This window comes from Pseudomonas sp. ADAK13 (assembly GCF_012935715.1).
Lineage (GTDB): Bacteria > Pseudomonadota > Gammaproteobacteria > Pseudomonadales > Pseudomonadaceae > Aquipseudomonas.
Genome location: NZ_CP052860.1, coordinates 4651285 through 4667048, shown reverse-complemented (window position 1 = coordinate 4667048; position 15764 = coordinate 4651285). Strand labels below are relative to the sequence as shown.

The 15764-nt window shown below is 63.0% G+C and carries 12 protein-coding genes and 1 pseudogene; 7 read left to right on the top strand and 6 right to left on the bottom strand.

What is annotated here, in order from left to right; translation table 11 throughout:
- From HKK54_RS21630 to HKK54_RS21610, 5 genes are read left to right on the top strand one after another with little or no spacing between them, the layout of a single operon-like run.
- A complete protein-coding gene (locus HKK54_RS21630; protein WP_010175265.1) occupies positions 1 to 795 on the top strand; it encodes an ABC transporter permease in 795 nt (264 codons plus the stop codon).
- On the top strand, positions 795 to 1085 hold the full coding sequence (locus tag HKK54_RS21625; RefSeq protein WP_010175266.1) for a (2Fe-2S)-binding protein: 291 nt from the start codon (positions 795 to 797) through the stop codon (positions 1083 to 1085). The genes HKK54_RS21630 and HKK54_RS21625 overlap by 1 nt, the downstream gene beginning before the upstream one ends.
- On the top strand, positions 1082 to 2425 hold the full coding sequence (locus HKK54_RS21620) for an FAD/NAD(P)-dependent oxidoreductase (protein ID WP_010175268.1): 1344 nt from the start codon (positions 1082 to 1084) through the stop codon (positions 2423 to 2425). The genes HKK54_RS21625 and HKK54_RS21620 overlap by 4 nt, the downstream gene beginning before the upstream one ends.
- Positions 2422 to 3525 (top strand): NAD(P)/FAD-dependent oxidoreductase, encoded by a 1104-nt coding sequence (locus HKK54_RS21615; RefSeq protein WP_010175269.1) that lies wholly within the window; start codon positions 2422 to 2424, stop codon positions 3523 to 3525. Before HKK54_RS21620 ends, HKK54_RS21615 begins: the two co-directional genes overlap by 4 nt.
- 17 nt (positions 3526 to 3542) lie before the next feature.
- A complete protein-coding gene (locus HKK54_RS21610) occupies positions 3543 to 4574 on the top strand; it encodes an ABC transporter substrate-binding protein (protein WP_010175270.1) in 1032 nt (343 codons plus the stop codon).
- A gap of 838 nt (positions 4575 to 5412) precedes the next feature.
- Here the strand turns inward: HKK54_RS21610 and HKK54_RS21605 are convergent.
- The 3 genes and pseudogenes from HKK54_RS21605 to HKK54_RS21595 form a co-directional block, all read right to left on the bottom strand.
- A pseudogene (locus tag HKK54_RS21605) lies at positions 5413 to 6777 on the bottom strand (NAD(P)/FAD-dependent oxidoreductase); the annotation flags it as partial.
- The gene (locus tag HKK54_RS21600; RefSeq protein WP_003219153.1) at positions 6708 to 7796 is read right to left on the bottom strand and encodes a polyamine ABC transporter substrate-binding protein; all 1089 of its coding nucleotides are present in this window, start codon (positions 7794 to 7796) and stop codon (positions 6708 to 6710) included. The gene HKK54_RS21600 and the pseudogene HKK54_RS21605, both read right to left, overlap by 70 nt.
- A 34-nt stretch (positions 7797 to 7830) precedes the next feature.
- The gene (locus HKK54_RS21595) at positions 7831 to 9189 is read right to left on the bottom strand and encodes a glutamine synthetase family protein (RefSeq protein WP_003219154.1); all 1359 of its coding nucleotides are present in this window, start codon (positions 9187 to 9189) and stop codon (positions 7831 to 7833) included.
- 141 nt (positions 9190 to 9330) lie between these two features.
- Here HKK54_RS21595 and HKK54_RS21590 point away from each other — a divergent pair, with 141 nt between their 5' ends.
- Entirely contained in the window at positions 9331 to 10242 is a 912-nt protein-coding gene (locus HKK54_RS21590) for a helix-turn-helix domain-containing protein (protein ID WP_029616086.1), read from the top strand.
- A 135-nt stretch (positions 10243 to 10377) separates the two neighbouring features.
- Here HKK54_RS21590 and HKK54_RS21585 read toward each other — a convergent pair whose 3' ends face one another.
- The 3 genes from HKK54_RS21585 to HKK54_RS21575 are packed head-to-tail and all read right to left on the bottom strand — an operon-like array spanning position 10378 to position 13514.
- Positions 10378 to 11481: an acetoin dehydrogenase dihydrolipoyllysine-residue acetyltransferase subunit gene (locus HKK54_RS21585; protein WP_169387750.1), complete on the bottom strand. Its 1104-nt coding sequence runs from the start codon at positions 11479 to 11481 to the stop codon at positions 10378 to 10380.
- Positions 11478 to 12497: an alpha-ketoacid dehydrogenase subunit beta gene (locus HKK54_RS21580; protein ID WP_169387749.1), complete on the bottom strand. Its 1020-nt coding sequence runs from the start codon at positions 12495 to 12497 to the stop codon at positions 11478 to 11480. The genes HKK54_RS21585 and HKK54_RS21580 overlap by 4 nt, the downstream gene beginning before the upstream one ends.
- A gap of 39 nt (positions 12498 to 12536) precedes the next feature.
- Entirely contained in the window at positions 12537 to 13514 is a 978-nt protein-coding gene (locus HKK54_RS21575) for a thiamine pyrophosphate-dependent dehydrogenase E1 component subunit alpha (RefSeq protein ID WP_169387748.1), read from the bottom strand.
- A gap of 310 nt (positions 13515 to 13824) precedes the next feature.
- Between HKK54_RS21575 and HKK54_RS21570 the strand changes: the two genes are divergently transcribed.
- A complete protein-coding gene (locus HKK54_RS21570) occupies positions 13825 to 15690 on the top strand; it encodes a sigma-54-dependent Fis family transcriptional regulator (RefSeq protein ID WP_169387747.1) in 1866 nt (621 codons plus the stop codon).
- Positions 15691 to 15764: the final 74 nt, after the last annotated feature.

Genomic DNA, 15764 nt, shown 5'->3' with positions numbered 1-15764 from the left:
ATGTCCAGAAACGGTCCTTTGGCCCTGGGCTTTCACGGCCTGGTGGTGCTGTTCATGATGGCGCCGCTGGTGGTGGTCTGCCTGGTGGCCTTCACCCCGGAAAACACCTTGAGCCTGCCCACTTCGGGCTTCTCCCTGCGCTGGTTTCATGCGGTGTTCGAACGCGCGGATTTTATCCAGGCGTTCTATAACAGCCTGGTCCTGGCGTTCGTTGCCGCCACCCTGGCGACATTGATTGCAGTGCCGGCGGCGCTGGCGATCAGTCGCTACCAGTTCCCCGGTCGCAACTTTTTCAGCGCACTGTTTTTGTCACCCATCATCATCCCGCACCTGGTGCTGGGGGTGGCGATGCTACGCCTGTTCGCCATGATGGGCGTCAACGGCAGCTTTACCTGGTTGATGCTGGCCCACGTGGTGATCATCACCCCGTACGTGCTGCGCCTGGTATTGGCCGCCGCCATCGGCATTGACCGCAGCGCCGAGCAGGCCGCCGAATCCCTGGGGGCCAGCCGCTTCACGCTGTTTCGCCAGATCACCTTGCCGATGATTTTGCCCGGCGTGGCCGGCGGCTGGTTGCTGGCGTTCATCAACAGCTTCGATGAAGTCACCCTGTCGATTTTTGTCAGCTCGCCGGCCACCCAAACCTTGCCGGTGCGCATGTACGTATACGCCACCGAATCCATCGACCCGATGATGGCGGCCGTGTCAGCCCTGGTGATTGCGTTGACGGCGGCGGCGATGATTTTGCTGGACCGGGTCTACGGCCTGGATCGCGTGTTGGTAGGGAAGCATTGATGGCTCTGTTCAAACGATTGGCCGAAACCGAGCGGCCCACCCTGGCGTTCACCCTCGACGGGCAGCCTGCCACGGGCTTGCTCGGGGACACCTTGCTGACCGCCGTATTGACCTGCGCCGAGCATCTGCGGGGCAGTGATTTCAGCGCCGAGCGCCGCGCCGGCTTCTGCCTGATGGGCGCCTGCCAGGATTGCTGGGTGCGGCTGGAAGATGGGCGGCGGGTACGCGCCTGCTCAACGTTGCTCGAAGACGGCCAGGCGATTCGACGTGATCCGGGGCGCCAGGCATGAATCCAGTGGTGATAGTGGGCGCAGGCCCGGCGGGCATTACCGCAGCACGGACCTTGCTCGATCATGGTGTAACCCCGGTTTTGGTGGACGAAAGCCTGCGCGGTGGCGGGCAGATTTACCGGCGCCAACCGGCGAATTTCCAGCGCTCGGCCAAGCAGTTGTATGGCTTTGAAGCGGACAAGGCGACGGCGCTGCATCGCACCATGGACGCGCTGGCCACGCAGATCGATTACCGGCCGGAAACCCTGGTGTGGAACGCCGAAAACGGTCGCCTGGACATGCTCAATCACGGCCACGCCGAAAGTCTCGAGTATTCGCAGATCATCGTCGCCACCGGCGCCACCGACCGTATCCTGCCGGTGCCGGGTTGGACGCTGCCCGGTGTGTACAGCCTGGGCGCTGCGCAAATTGCCCTGAAGTACCAAGGCTGCGCCATCGGTGAGCGCGTGGCGTTTTGCGGCAGCGGGCCGTTGCTGTACCTGGTGGCGTATCAATACGCGAAGGCCGGGGCGAAGGTGGTGGCGGTGCTCGACAGTGCACCGTTCAGCGCCCAATGCCGGGCCTTGCCGGCGCTGCTTGGCCAACCGGTGACGCTGGCCAAGGGTCTGTATTACCGCGCCTGGCTCACGGCCCATGGCATCCCGGTGCATCAGGGTGCAACGCTGTCGCGGGTTGAGGGCGAGCAGCGAGTGACAGGCATCCACTGGGATGATCAGGAGATTGCCTGTGACGCCGTGGCCTTCGCCCACGCCCTGCGCAGCGAGACCCAACTGGCGGATTTGCTCGGTTGTGAGTTTGCCTGGAATGCGTTGAACCGCGCCTGGTTGCCCGAGCGGGATGCGGCCGGGCGCAGCAGTGTCGCGGGCGTGTATTTGGCGGGCGACGGTGCCGGAATCATGGGCGCCGATGCGGCGCAGATGGCCGGCGAGCGAGCGGCATTGGCGCTGCTGGAAGATACCGGCATTGCCATCGACCACCGTCGCGGGCCTGTGTTGGAGCAGCAACTGGCAGGCATCCAGCGCTTTCGGCATGGCCTGGAAACCGCCTTTCCGTTCCCGCAAAACTGGGCCGCTGAAGCCCCGGATCACCTGATCCTGTGCCGCTGTGAAGAAGTCAGCGTCGGTGAAGTGCGCGCGGTGGTGGATGAAGGCCACTGGGAAGTGAACCGGGTCAAGGCCCATTGCCGGGTCGGCATGGGCCGTTGCCAGGGCCGGATGTGTGGTTTGGCGGCAGCAGAGATCATTGCCCAGCGCAGTGGGCGCGAGATTGAAAACGTTGGCCGCCTGCGGGGCCAAGCCCCGATCAAACCCTTGCCGTTTGGTGTGGAGGTGCAGCCATGATCGACAGCGAAGTGATCGTGCTGGGCGGCGGGATTGTCGGCGCTTCGGCGGCCTTGATGCTGGCGCAAAAAGGCCGGCGCGTGGTGCTGCTGGAGCGGGATTTCTGCGGCTCCCATTCCAGCGGCGTGAACTATGGCGGCGTGCGGCGCCAGGGTCGGCCCTTGCATCAATTGCCATTGTCGCAACGTTCCCATGAACTGTGGTCCGACCTGCCGGGATTGATCGGCATCGACGGCGAATACGTGCGCTCCGGGCATTTGAAACTGGCCCGCAGCCACGAAGACCTGGCCGCCCTGCAAGCTTACGCCGACGCCACCCGGGGATTTGGCCTGGGCCTGCAGATGCTCGATCACGCTCAACTGCGCGCCCGGTTCCCGTGGGTGGGTGATGTGGCGGTCGGCGCTTCGCTATGCCCAGAAGACGGGCATGCCAATCCGCGCCTGGTCTCCCCCGCCTTTGCCCGCGCCGCGCAACGCCACGGCGCCCGGGTGATGGAGCAAACCGAAGTCACCCATCTTGAACATGACGGCCAGCGGTTTCAGTTGCGCTGTACCAATGGGCTGCAGCTGCAAGCCCCCTGGCTGCTGAACTGCGCCGGCGCCTGGGCCGGCACCGTGGCCGCGCAGTTTGGCGAGCCGGTGCCGATGACCTCGGCGCACCCGGCCATGCTGGTCACCGAGCCGCTGCCGGTGGTGATGGACGTAAGCACCGGCGTCGAAGGCGGCGGGATTTATGCGCGGCAAGTCGCCCGGGGCAATTGCATCCTCGGTGGCGGTCGCGGCTTTGCCCTGGGCCCGCAACAGGCCCGCCCGGGCCAGGCGGCGGTGCTGGAGATCCTGCGCAACGCCGGCGAGCTGTACCCGTTCCTCAAAGGTGCCCAGGCGATCCGTACCTGGAGCGGCACCGAAGGTTACCTGCCCGACCACGAACCGGTGATCGGCGACAGCAGCACCCAACCCGGCCTGCTCCACGGATTCGGCTTTGCCGGCGCCGGGTTCCAGCTCGGCCCTGCGGTCGGTGAAGCCCTGGCAGAGATCGTCTGCGCGGGGGCCAGCCGGCAACCCATCGAAGCGTTTTCCATCCGTCGTTTCCAAGTCTGAGAGGAAGATTTATGCACATGATCAAACGTACTGCGCTGTCTTGCCTGTGCCTCACCCTGTTGAGCACGGCGGCACACGCCGCACCGACGCTGTACCTGGGCATGAACGGCGGCACCATGGAACGGGTCTACGCCGACAAAGTGCTGCCCGCGTTCGAGAAGGCCAACAACGTCAAGGTAGTGATCGTGCCCGGCACCTCGTCGGACATCCTCGCCAAGGTGCAGGCCAACAAGGACAACCCGCAGATGCACGTGATGTTCCTCGATGACGGCATCATGTACCGCGCGATCTCCATGGGGCTGTGCGAGAAGCTCACGCCCAACCCGACCCTGGACCAGATTCCGGCCAAGGCCAAAATCAAGGAAGAGGCAGTTGCGGTGACGCTCGGGGTGACCGGGTTGGGTTACAACGCCAAGATGTTCAAGGAAAAGGGCTGGGCGGCGCCGACGTCGTGGATGGATTTGGCAGACCCGCGCTTCAAGGACAAGGTAGTGTTCCAGTCCCTGGCCTCCTCCACCTTTGGGCTGCACGGGTTCCTGATGTTCAACCGGATTCAGGGCGGCAGCGAGACCAACGTGGAGCCGGGGTTCAAGGCCTGGCCGAAAACGGTTGGGCCTAACGTGCTGGAATACATCGCCAGTTCGGCGAAGATTTCCGAGATGGTGCAGACGGATGAGGCGGCGATCTTTCCGCTGACGCCGACGCAGGTGACCACCCAGCAGTTGTTGGGTGTGCCGATGGAGTATGCGCAGCCGAAGGAAGGTGCGGTGGTGCTGAACGTGGCGGAGTGTGTGATTGCGCGGAATGACCAGCCGGAGTTGGCGCAGAAACTGGCGCAGTTCTTGTTGACCGCTGAGGCGCAGGCACCGGCGCTGGAATTGGGGGATCAGATTCCTTCGAACCCTACTACGCCGACGACCGACAAAACCCGGGCGCGGGTGGAGGCCATGAACCGTTATTTGCAGACGGCGATTTCGATTGATTGGGACCAGGTGAACCAGGCGCGGCCGGAGTGGAATGCGCGGTGGAGTCGGTCGATTGAGCGGTAGGCTTTGGGGGTGAATATCCGTTATTTGGGTGATGGCTTAAATTGGTTCCGCTCTTACAGCGGGTCACTTTTGAAAGGAGCCGGAATGCCGGCCCAGCCAAAAGTAACCAAAAGGCTCTTGCCCCACCACTCGGCACCTCGCCTAGGCTCGGTGTTCCCTCACTCCGGCTTTGGACCGTGGGCCGCCGCGATGGGCCATCCTTGGCCCAGCGCGGCTAACCCGGCGTCCTGCCGGGTTACCCACGCTCCAAAGCCTGCGTTCGGCCAGCGTGGTTTAACGGGGCGCCTAAGATCAAGATCAAAAGCAAGATCAAGAACACAGCGGCCTACAGGCCGGCTTGAGTGGTGTGGAGCAAAATCAAAATCTAAAGCGGACACAGTCCCCCTGTAGGAGCTGGCTTGCCTGCGATGGCATCAACTGGGTGCATCTGAAAAACCGAGTTGTCTGCATCGCAGGCAAGCCAGCTCCCACAGAAAAGCAGCTCTGTTTTCGCTTTGGCTTTTGATCTGGCTTCTACCACTCAAGCCGGCCTGTAGGCCGCTGTGCTCTTGCTTTTGATCTTGATCTGGCCCTGACTGCCCCAATAAGCCCGAGGCCGAACGCAGGGATTGAGGAGCGGGTAAACCGGCAGGACGCCGGTTTAGCCGCGACGGGGCAGGGACGCCCCGTCGCGGCGGCCCGCGGAGCAATGCCGGAGTGAGGGAACACCGAGCCTTAGCGAGGTGCCGACAGGCGGGGCAGAGCCCTTTGCTTACTTTGGGGCTCTTCCAAAGTGAGTCGCTGTAAGAGCGAAACCATAAGCCGCCGTTACCGAAGAAACGGATATGTACACAATCAATCACCCCACCATCTCCCGCACCCGATACCACAACATCCCCAACGCCAGCAGCGGCGAACGCAACACCTTCCCCCCCGGGAAAGTCATATGCGGCACCTGGCTGAAAATATCCAGCCCCCGACTCTGCCCAGCCTGAATCCCCTCAGCCAACAACCGCGCACACCAGTGGGTAACGTTCAACCCATGCCCCGAATACCCCTGGGCATAAAACACATTCGGATGCTGCTTCAACCGCCCCACCTGCGGAAACCGGTTAGCCGTAATCCCAATCTTCCCCCCCCACTGAAACTCAATCGAGGTATTAACCAACTGCGGAAAAACCTTGAGCATCTTCGGCCGCATATACCCCGCGATATCCACCGGATCACGCCCCGAATAATGACAAGCCCCGCCAAACAACAACCGCCGATCCGCCGAAAGCCGGTAGTAATCCAGCCCGACTTTCTGATCACACAAAGCAAGATTGTCCGGGATCAACTGGTTGGCCACCTCCACCGGCAGCGGCTCAGTCGCAATGATGTAGCTCCCCGCCGGCAGCACCTTGCCACTCAACTTCGGCTCAAGCTCCTCCAGATGCGCATTACACGCCAGCACCAGGCTCCCGGCCCACACGGTGCCAGACGCGCAACGCACCTGCACCGTGTCACCATGGATCAACTCCAGCACCGGGCTGTTTTCAAAGATCCGCACACCGAGTGATTCGGCTACCGCCGCCTCCCCCAATACCAGGTTCAGCGGGTGCAAATGCCCGGAGCCCATGTCCACCAAGCCACCGGCATACACACCTGAGCCCACGACGTGCGCCATATCCTGCGGCGCCACCAACCGCGTTTCAGGCGCATACCCCAAGGCAGCCAGGCTCTCCAGCTCTCCCTGAAACGCTGCGAACTGCGCCGGCGTATTCGCCAACTCACAAAACCCCCAGCGCAGGTCGCAGTCAATCCCATGCTCGCGGATCCGCTCACCCACCAGCGCCACCGAATCAATACCGGCCTGCTGCAGGTAACGCACACCCTCCTCGCCCACGTATTTGGCAAACCCCGACACGTCATGCCCGATCCCGCGAATCAACTGCCCGCCATTGCGCCCGCTGGCGCCCCAGCCAATCCGCCGGGCCTCCAGCAGGACCACCGACAGCCCGCGCTGGGCCAGTTCAATGGCGGTGTTGACCCCGGTGAATCCACCGCCGATCACACACACATCGGCCGTCAGGTCAGCCCCCAGCGCTGGGCGCCGGGGCATGGCGTTGGCCGAAGCCAGGTAATAGGAACGGGCATGGTCGGACGGGGAACGGTTCATTTGTTGGTCTTCACTTTGCTCCAGGACCGCGTCATCAAGCGCATGACGGCAGGCGTCGGGGTGGTGGAAATGTAGAGTTTGTCGAGCACTTCCTGGGACGGGTAGATCTCGGGGTTGTTCACCAGTTCCGGCGCCATGAAGGCCTTGGCCGCCGGGTTCGGATTGGCGTAGCCGACGCTGGCGCTGACCTTGGCGATCACTTCAGGGTCCAGCAAGTAGTTGATAAAGGCGTGGGCCGCTTTCGGGTTGGCGGCATCCGCCGGGATGGCCAGCAGGTCGAACCACAGGTTGCTGCCTTCCTTGGGGATCGAGTAGGCGATATTCACGCCGTTCTTGGCTTCCTTGGCGCGGTTGGCGGCCTGGAAAACATCGCCGGAATAACCGAAGGCCACGCAGATGTCACCGTTGGCCAGGTCCGAGATGTACTTGGAAGAATGGAAGTAGGTGATGTACGGCCGCAGGGTCAGCAGCTTGGCTTCAGCCTGTTTGTAGTCTTCGGGATTCTCGCTGCGCGGGTCCTTGCCCATGTAGTTGAGGATCGCCGGGAACAGCTCATCCGCCGAGTCGAGGAACGCTACACCGCACTCGTGCAGCTTCTTGATGTTCTCCGGTTCAAACAGCACCGCCCAGGAGTCGATATGGTCGATGCCCAGCACCTGCTTGACCTTGTCGACGTTGTAGCCGATGCCGTTGGTGCCCCACAGGTACGGCACCGAGTGCTCGTTGCCCGGGTCGTTTTTCTCCAGCAGCTTGAGCAGTTTGGGGTCGAGGTTCTTGAAGTTGGGCAACTGGGAGCGGTCCAGTTTCAGGAATGCCCCGGCCTTGACCTGGCGTGCCAGGAAGTGGTTGGACGGCACTACCACGTCGTAGCCGGTGCGGCCGGCCAGCAGCTTGCCCTCCAGGGTTTCGTTGGAGTCGAACACGTCATAGATCACCTTGATCCCGGTCTTGGCCTGGAAATCGGCCAAGGTGGTCTCACCGATGTAGTCGGTCCAGTTGTACACACTGACCGTCTGCGCGGCGTGGCCCGCGCTGCTGAACAACGCCGCCAAGGCCAGCGGGAGAAGCTTTTTCACCAGACGCATATCGACACCCCTTTGGTTTTTTTAGTGTGGTTTCTCAGACGCTCAGCAACAGGAACTCACGCTCCCAGGAACTGATCACCCGCTTGAAATTCTCGTGTTCGGCCCGCTTGACCGCGACGTAGCCGCGTACAAACTTGTCCCCCAGGTACTGCTTGACGGTGTCGCACTCTTCCATGCGCGCCAGGGCGTCTTCGATGGTGATCGGCAGGCGCAGGTTGCGGCGCTCATAGGCGCGGCCTTCCACCGGCGCACTGGGCTCGACCTTTTCGATCATGCCGAGGTAGCCGCACAGCAGGCTCGCGGCAATGGCCAGGTACGGGTTGGCGTCGGCGCCCGGCAGGCGGTTTTCCACGCGCATGGCGTCGGGGCTGGAACTCGGCACCCGCAGGCCGACGGTGCGGTTTTCTTCGCCCCACTCGACGTTGACCGGTGCCGAGGTGTCCGGCAGGAAGCGCCGGAATGAGTTCACGTTGGGCGCAAACATCGGCAACAGCTTGGGGATGTACTTCTGCAAGCCGCCGATGTGGTTCAGGAACAGTTGGCTCTTGTTGCCGTGCTCATCGACAAACACCTGCTTGCCGGTGGCGATCTCCACCACGCTCTGGTGCAGGTGCATGGCGCTGCCGGGCTCGTCGGCCACGGGCTTGGCCATGAAGGTAGCCGCCACGTTGTGCTTGAGCGCCGCCTCGCGCAGGGTGCGTTTGAACACGGTGATCTGGTCGGCGAGGTCCAGGGCATCGCCGTGGCGAAAGTTGATTTCCATCTGCGCCGGGCCGTCTTCGTGGATCAGTGTGTCGAGGTCCAGGCCCTGGGCTTCGCACCAGTCGTAGACGTCTTCGAACAGCGGGTCGAATTCGTTGGCGGCGTCGATGGAGAACGACTGGCGTCCACTTTCGGCACGCCCGGAACGGCCCAGCGGGGTCTTCAGCGGCAGGTCCGGGTCTTCGCAGCGCTGGGTCAGGTAGAACTCCATTTCCGGTGCGACAATCGGCTGCCAACCCTGGTCGGTGTACAGCTGCAGGACCTTTTTCAGCACGTTGCGCGGCGACAGTTCGATGGGGTTGCCCTGCTTGTCGAAGGTATCGTGGATCACGATAGCGGTGGGCTCGATGGCCCACGGCACCACGTAGGTAGCGTTGGACACCGGGCGGCAGATCATGTCGATGTCGGCCGGGTCCAGCAGGTCGTAGTAGATGTCATCGTCGACAAAGTCCCCGGTTACCGTTTGCAGCAACACACTTTCCGGCAGGCGCATGCCTCGCTCATGCAGGAACTTGTTGGTGGGCGAAATCTTGCCGCGTGCGATGCCAGTCAAATCACTGATCACGCATTCGACTTCGGTAATCTTGTGTTCTTTCAGCCAGGCGGACAGCTGATCGAAGGGGGCGTTCATAAGGACCTCGTCATGGGTTGGATGATGCACCGACGGGCTTCCCTCGCGGCGCATTGAGGTCTATCTTGGGCCAGCCGTCCAACGGCATCTATCCACTTTGTACCAACCACAACGCACCAATAGAGTGCGCCCAGGTTACCCATGACACAGGCAACAGCTTTGCGCGTACAGGCCTTCACCACCGGTGATGTGGTCGCTCAATGCAGTGCGACACCCGGTTGGGTGCAGCAGTACCAGCAGATGTCCCCGGGGCATTTTGCCGGGCAGATTCGCTACCTCGACCTGCAAGGGGTCGAGGTGTATGAAGAGCGGATGAACACCCGGGTGGAGCAGAACTTCAACGCGCCGCCGGGCTCCCTGGCGTTCTGTTTCGATGGCAGCGACAACGCGCTGTATGTGCTCAATGGCGAGAGCCGCAACACCTGGATCACCCCGGAGAACTACCGCGAAGTGGCCGTGGTGTTCGGGCCGCAGTTTGTCCAGCGCCATGGCCTGGATGTGGCAAAGCTGGAGGGGTTGTTCATGGCCCCGCTCAACTCCTTGCAAAACCCGTTGTTCAGCCGCTGGCTCAGCGGCACGCTGACGCGACTGTCGGCGACGCTTGACCCGCCGAGCCGCGATGCCCTCACTCAACAGTTGCTGGACGATTGCCTGTTCATCCTCGACAACGCCTGCGTGTGCCTGGACCAGGGCTCATTGCAGCGGCGTACCGAGGAGCGAACCCTCATGGCGCGCATTGGCGAATGGGCGGCGGATGTGCCGGATGAAACGGTCAACCTGCTGGAACTGGCGCGCATCGCCGGGGTGCCGTTGCGCCAGTTGCAGCACGGGTTCAAGACGTATACCGGGATGAGTCCGGCGCAGTGGTTGAGGTTGCGCCGGCTGAACAGTGCACGGCGGGAGTTGCTGAACCCACCGTCAGCGGACACCACTGTGGCGGAGGTGGCGATGAACTGGTCGTTCTGGCATTTGGGGCGGTTTTCCAACAGTTACCGGGCGTTGTTTCAGGAGTTGCCCAGCGAGACCCTGAAGCGCCACCAAAAACACCGCTGACCTTTCTGATGATGGGATTTCTGTGGCGAGGGGGCTTGTCCCCCGTTGGGCTGCGAAGCGGCCCCAAAAAAAAGCGGGAGCGCTTCGCACTCCAACGGGGGACAAGCCCCCTCGCCACAAAAGCGCCCTTATTTTTCAGGAATATTTTTTGAGAAAGGCCAGCATCAACTGATTCACCCGCTCCGCCGCCTCCAACTGCACCATATGCCCCTGCCCCGGCAGTATCTCCACTTGAGCCTCCAACCCCTGGGCATGGCCCGCCGGGATGATTGCATCCTCACTGCCCCAGATCACCAGGCTCGGCTGCTGCCCCACCACACTGCGCAGATCCACCAACTGCCGACCACCGCTGAACAACGTCCCGGTGATCTGGCGCAGTGCCTGATCCACACCTTCCAGCCGCTTGAACTTGAGCATGTCCTCCAGCATCTGCCGGGTGACCAGCGCCGGGTCGCTGAACAGTTGGACCAGCTGCGGCTTGAGCGCATTGCGGTTGCTCGCCTCGATAAAGCCTTGCAGGTAATCAGCGTTGATTTCCGTACCCAGGCCGGCGCTGGCGATCAAGGTCAGGGAAGCCACACGCTGCGGTGCCACGCGGGCGACGTTCAGGGACACCAACCCACCCATGGAATGCCCGGCGAGGTGCACGCGGTCAATCTTCAGGTGATCCAGCAGCGCCAATACCGCCTGGCTCAGTTCATCAAGATCACCGGTTTGCAGGGACTTGCCCGACTCGCCATGCCCCGGCAAATCCAGGGCAACCACCCGCCGTTCAGCCGCGAGCGCCGGGTGGTTGAACAGCCAGTTATTCAGGTCGCCACCAAAACCATGCACCAGCACCAGCGGTGTGCCGCCCTCCCCCAACTCCAGATAGCGCAGCAGGCGCCCGCTCACTTCGACCTTCTGCGCCGACGGGCCGCTGGCTTGCGCCTCGGCGGCACTGGAAACGAACCCGGCCTGGAACGCCTCGATCACCGCATCAATCTCGGCCTCGCTGGCCTCGCCCTCCACCACGATTGCCAGCAATGCCCCTATCGGCAAGGTCTCATCGCTGTGGGCCAACACCCGCCGCAGCACCCCGCTGAACGGCGCCTCGACGCTGCTGGAGATCTTGTCAGTCTCGACATCCAGCACTTCTTCGCCCTTCTCCACCCGGTCGCCCGGCTGCTTGAGCCAGACATCAACCCGGCCTTCGGTCATCGACAGGCCCCACTTGGGCATGGTCAGTGTGTGGATCATGCGGCGTTCCTCTTGTCGGCGATCTTCAGCACGGCCGCTTCGATCTTCGCTGCGTTGGGGATGTACAGGTCTTCCAGGGCATCAGAGAACGGCACCGGCGTGTGGGGCGCGGTGACCATTTCGATCGGTGCGCGCAGGAAACGGAACCCACGTTGCGCCACCAATGCACTGATATCCGTGGCGATGGAGCAGCGCGGGTTGGACTCGTCGATCACCACCAGGCGCCCGGTTTTTTCCACGCTTTCGAGGATGCTGTCTTCGTCCAGCGGGCTGGTGGTGCGCAGGTCGAGTACTTCGCAGTCGATGCCCTGGCGCGCCAGGTTGGCCGCCGCTTCCAGGGCGACATGCACCATGCGCCCGTAGGTCACCAGGGTCACGTCGTTGCCTTCACGCACGAAATTGGCTTCGCCGAACGGCACGGTGTACAGCTCTTCCGGCACGTCGCCCTGGAGGCTGTAGAGCAATTTGTGTTCGAGGAAAATCACCGGGTCGTTGTCGCGGATCGCCTGGATCAGCATGCCCTTGGCGTCATAGGGCGTGGCCGGGCACACCACCTTGAGCCCGGGAATATGGGTCCACATCGAGGTGAGCATCTGCGAATGCTGGGCCGCCGCACGCAGGCCGGCGCCGTACATGGCGCGCACCACCAGCGGCGTGGTGGTCTTGCCGCCGAACATGTAGCGAAACTTCGCCGCCTGGTTGAGCAACTGGTCGAGGCAGCAGCCGATAAAGTCGACGAACATCAACTCGCACACCGGGCGCATGCCGCGGGTGGCGGCGCCGACGGCCATGCCCACGTAGCCGACTTCGGAAAGTGGCGCGTCCAGCACGCGGTCGGGGAATTCCGGGTACAGGCCTTTGGTGACACCCAGCACGCCGCCCCAGGCGTCCTGCTCACCGGGCGAGCCGGTGCCGCCGGACACGTCCTGACCGATGATGAACACGCTCTGGTCACGGCGCATTTCCTGGGCCAGGGCTTCGTTGATTGCCTGCTGATAGCTGATTTTTCGAGCCATGATGACTTCTCCACGGATTGTTTTTGTAGTGGGTGGCGATTAGCGGTAGGCGACGTAGACGTCGCTGAGCAGGTCGGCGGCCTGGGGTTTGGGATCGGACTTGGCCAGGCGCACGGCGTCTTCGATCAATTGCGCGACTTCGGCGTCGATGCGCTCGAACTGCGCCGCGTCCAGCCAGCCTTCAGCGGTGCAGCGCTGGCGAAACAGGCTCAGGCAGTCGCCGGTTTCCCGCAGGTTCTTCACTTCATCCGGGCCGCGATAGGTTTGCGCATCACCTTCGAAGTGGCCATAGAAGCGGCTCAGTTTGACTTCCACCAAGGTCGGCCCTTTGCCGCTGCGGGCGCGCTCCACCGCGACACCGAGGGCTTGGTGCACGGCGAAAAAGTCGTTGCCGTCGACGATCACGCCCGGCATGCCAAAGCCCACGGCGCGCTCGGCAATGTCCTTGCAGGCCACCGACCAGCCCGACCCGGTGGCTTCGGCATAGCCGTTGTTCTCGGCCACGAACAGGCACGGCAGGTTCATGATCGACGCCAGGTTCATCGCTTCAAACACCGCGCCCTCGTTGGAGCCGCCGTCGCCAAAAAATGCGACCGCCACGCCCGCGCTGCCCTTGAGCTTGGCCGCCAGGGCCGCGCCGGCTGCCAACGGTGCACCGGCGCCGACAATGCCGTTGGCGCCGAGCATGCCCTTCTCCTGGTCGGCGATGTGCATGGAGCCGCCCTTGCCGCCGCACACCCCGGTTTTCTTGCCGTAGATCTCGGCCATCATGCCGAACACATCCACGCCCTTGGCGATGCAATGCCCGTGGCCACGGTGGTTGGAGGCGATGCAATCTTCATCGTTGAGGTGGGCCATGACCCCGGCGGCACTGGCTTCCTGGCCGGCATACAAATGCACGAAACCAGGGATCTCGCCGGTGGCGAATTCCACGTGCAGGCGTTCTTCGAAATCACGGATGGTGCGCATCACGGTGTAGGCATGAAGCAGTTGATCGGTGGACAGGTGAGTGGACATCTTGTTGTTCTCCAGGTTGTCTCGACACACAAAAGGCTGGATCAGGCCAGCTGCAAGGCTCTCAGCACGGCCTGTGCCAATCTGTCGATAAATCCGGCAAAGCCTTGATCCAGAGCAGCTGCCCGCAGTCGCGGCCAGGTCACCATGGCCCGTTCAATGAGACGCACCGTTGCAACCTGCCCGCAGCGTCTCAGGCACAATGAGACGCTGCGTCTCACCCCGGGCAGTTGGTCAGGCCGCCCTTGTCCGTCCCGGCCCATGGGCGCTTAATGGCGGGCATAACAACAAGGATCGAGAACCGGAGGCTTCAATGCTCGCCGTGAACTCCAAGGACCATGTCGACTGTGTCAGCCGCGTGGTACGCAATGCCGACCGCCTGCCCCAGGCCCCGGTGCCGTCGCTGATATTTGATTCCTGGCGCCGCTCCATGGAGCAGCACCACCTCGACCCCGGTTCCCTGCAAGGGCCGCGCATCCTCACCAGCACCCTGCTCAAGGAATGCCGCGAACGCGCCGAGCTGTTCATGCGCATCGCCAGCGAGGAAGTCGGGCAGATTCACAACCGGGTACGCCACGCCGGTTACTGCGTGATGCTCACCGACGCCCAGGGCCAGACCATCGACCACCGTGTGGACGCCGGCATTCGCAATGACTGCCGCAAAGCCGGCCTGTACCTCGGCACCTGCTGGTCGGAAGCCGAGGAAGGCACCTGCGGCGTGGCCACGGTGCTGACCAGCAAGGCGGCGGTCACCGTGCACAAGCGCGACCACTTTCGCGCGGCGTTTATCGGCCTGACCTGCTCCGCCGCCCCGATTTTCGATCCCCAGGGCAACCTGCTCGGCGTGATGGACGCGTCGGCCCTCAAGTCCCCGGATGACCGGCGCAGCCAGCACCTGGTACGGCAGATGGTGGCGCAGAGCGCCCGGGCCATCGAGAACGCGTTTTTCATGCACAGCGCCCGGCAACATTGGGTGTTGCAGGCTCACAGCACGCCGGGTTACGTCGATAGCCAGCCAGACATGTTGCTGGCGTGGGACCAGGACGGACGGCTGCAAGCCTTGAACAGCAAGGCGCGGCAGGCGCTGCGATTGCGCTTCGGGCAATTGCCGGAGCATATCGGTGAAGTGTTTGACCTGGACGCGTTGCGCGCCGTGACCGACCAATCGACGCAACAGCTGCACTGGCTCGGCGAGCCCGGCGCGCTGCAGGTGCGGGTCAGTGCGCCACGGCGCAAAGCGGCGCCTGCGGCGGCTTCTTTGAGTCAACAGACAGACCCGCGTGTGGAAGAGCACCTGCGCCTGGCCCTGCGGGTCAAGGACCGCAACCTGCCGGTGCTGGTGCAGGGCGAGACCGGCGCTGGCAAAGAGGTTTTTGCCCGTCAGTTGCATGAACGCAGTGCCCGCCGTGACGGGCCGTTTGTGGCAGTGAACTGCGCGGCAATCCCGGAGAACCTGATTGAAAGCGAGCTGTTCGGCTACGTGGCCGGGGCGTTCACCGGCGCCTCCAGCAAGGGCATGACCGGGTTGCTGTTGCAGGCCGATGGCGGCACGTTGTTTCTCGACGAGATCGGCGACATGCCCCTGGCCTTGCAGACGCGCCTGCTGCGGGTGATGGCGGAAGGTGAAGTGGCACCGCTGGGCGGGGCAAAAACCCGCGCGGTGGACATCCAGGTGATCTGCGCCAGCCATCGGGATTTGGCGGCGCTGGTGAGTGCCGGAGGTTTTCGTGAGGACCTGTATTTCCGACTGGGTTGTGCGCGGTTCTGCATACCACCATTGCGGGAGCGGACGGACAAGCTGGCGTTGATCAACCGGCTGCTGGCGCAGGAAGCGCGGCACAGCGGTACTTCGGTAGGGATCACATCCGCGGCGCTGGAGTTGCTGCTGGGTTACGCCTGGCCGGGGAATGTGCGGCAGCTGCGGCATGTGCTGGCGTATGCGTGTGCGGTGTGTGACGGAGGGACGGTTCAGTTGGCGGATTTGCCGGTGGAGGTTCGCGGTGAGGCGGTTGCGGCTGAAGCATCGGAAAGCGCCAGCCCGGAGCGGCAGTGGGTGCTGGATGCACTGATTCGGCATCGCTGGAAGCCGCTGGCGGCGGCGCAGGCGCTGGGGATTTCCAGGGCGACGTTGTATCGACGGGTTAACCAGCTGGGGATCGATATGCCCGGGAAGCACTGACCCAACACCTTCAAATGTAGGAGCTGGCTTGCCTGCGATTGCAGTGTTTCAGTCAATACATCTGGCGACTGTTG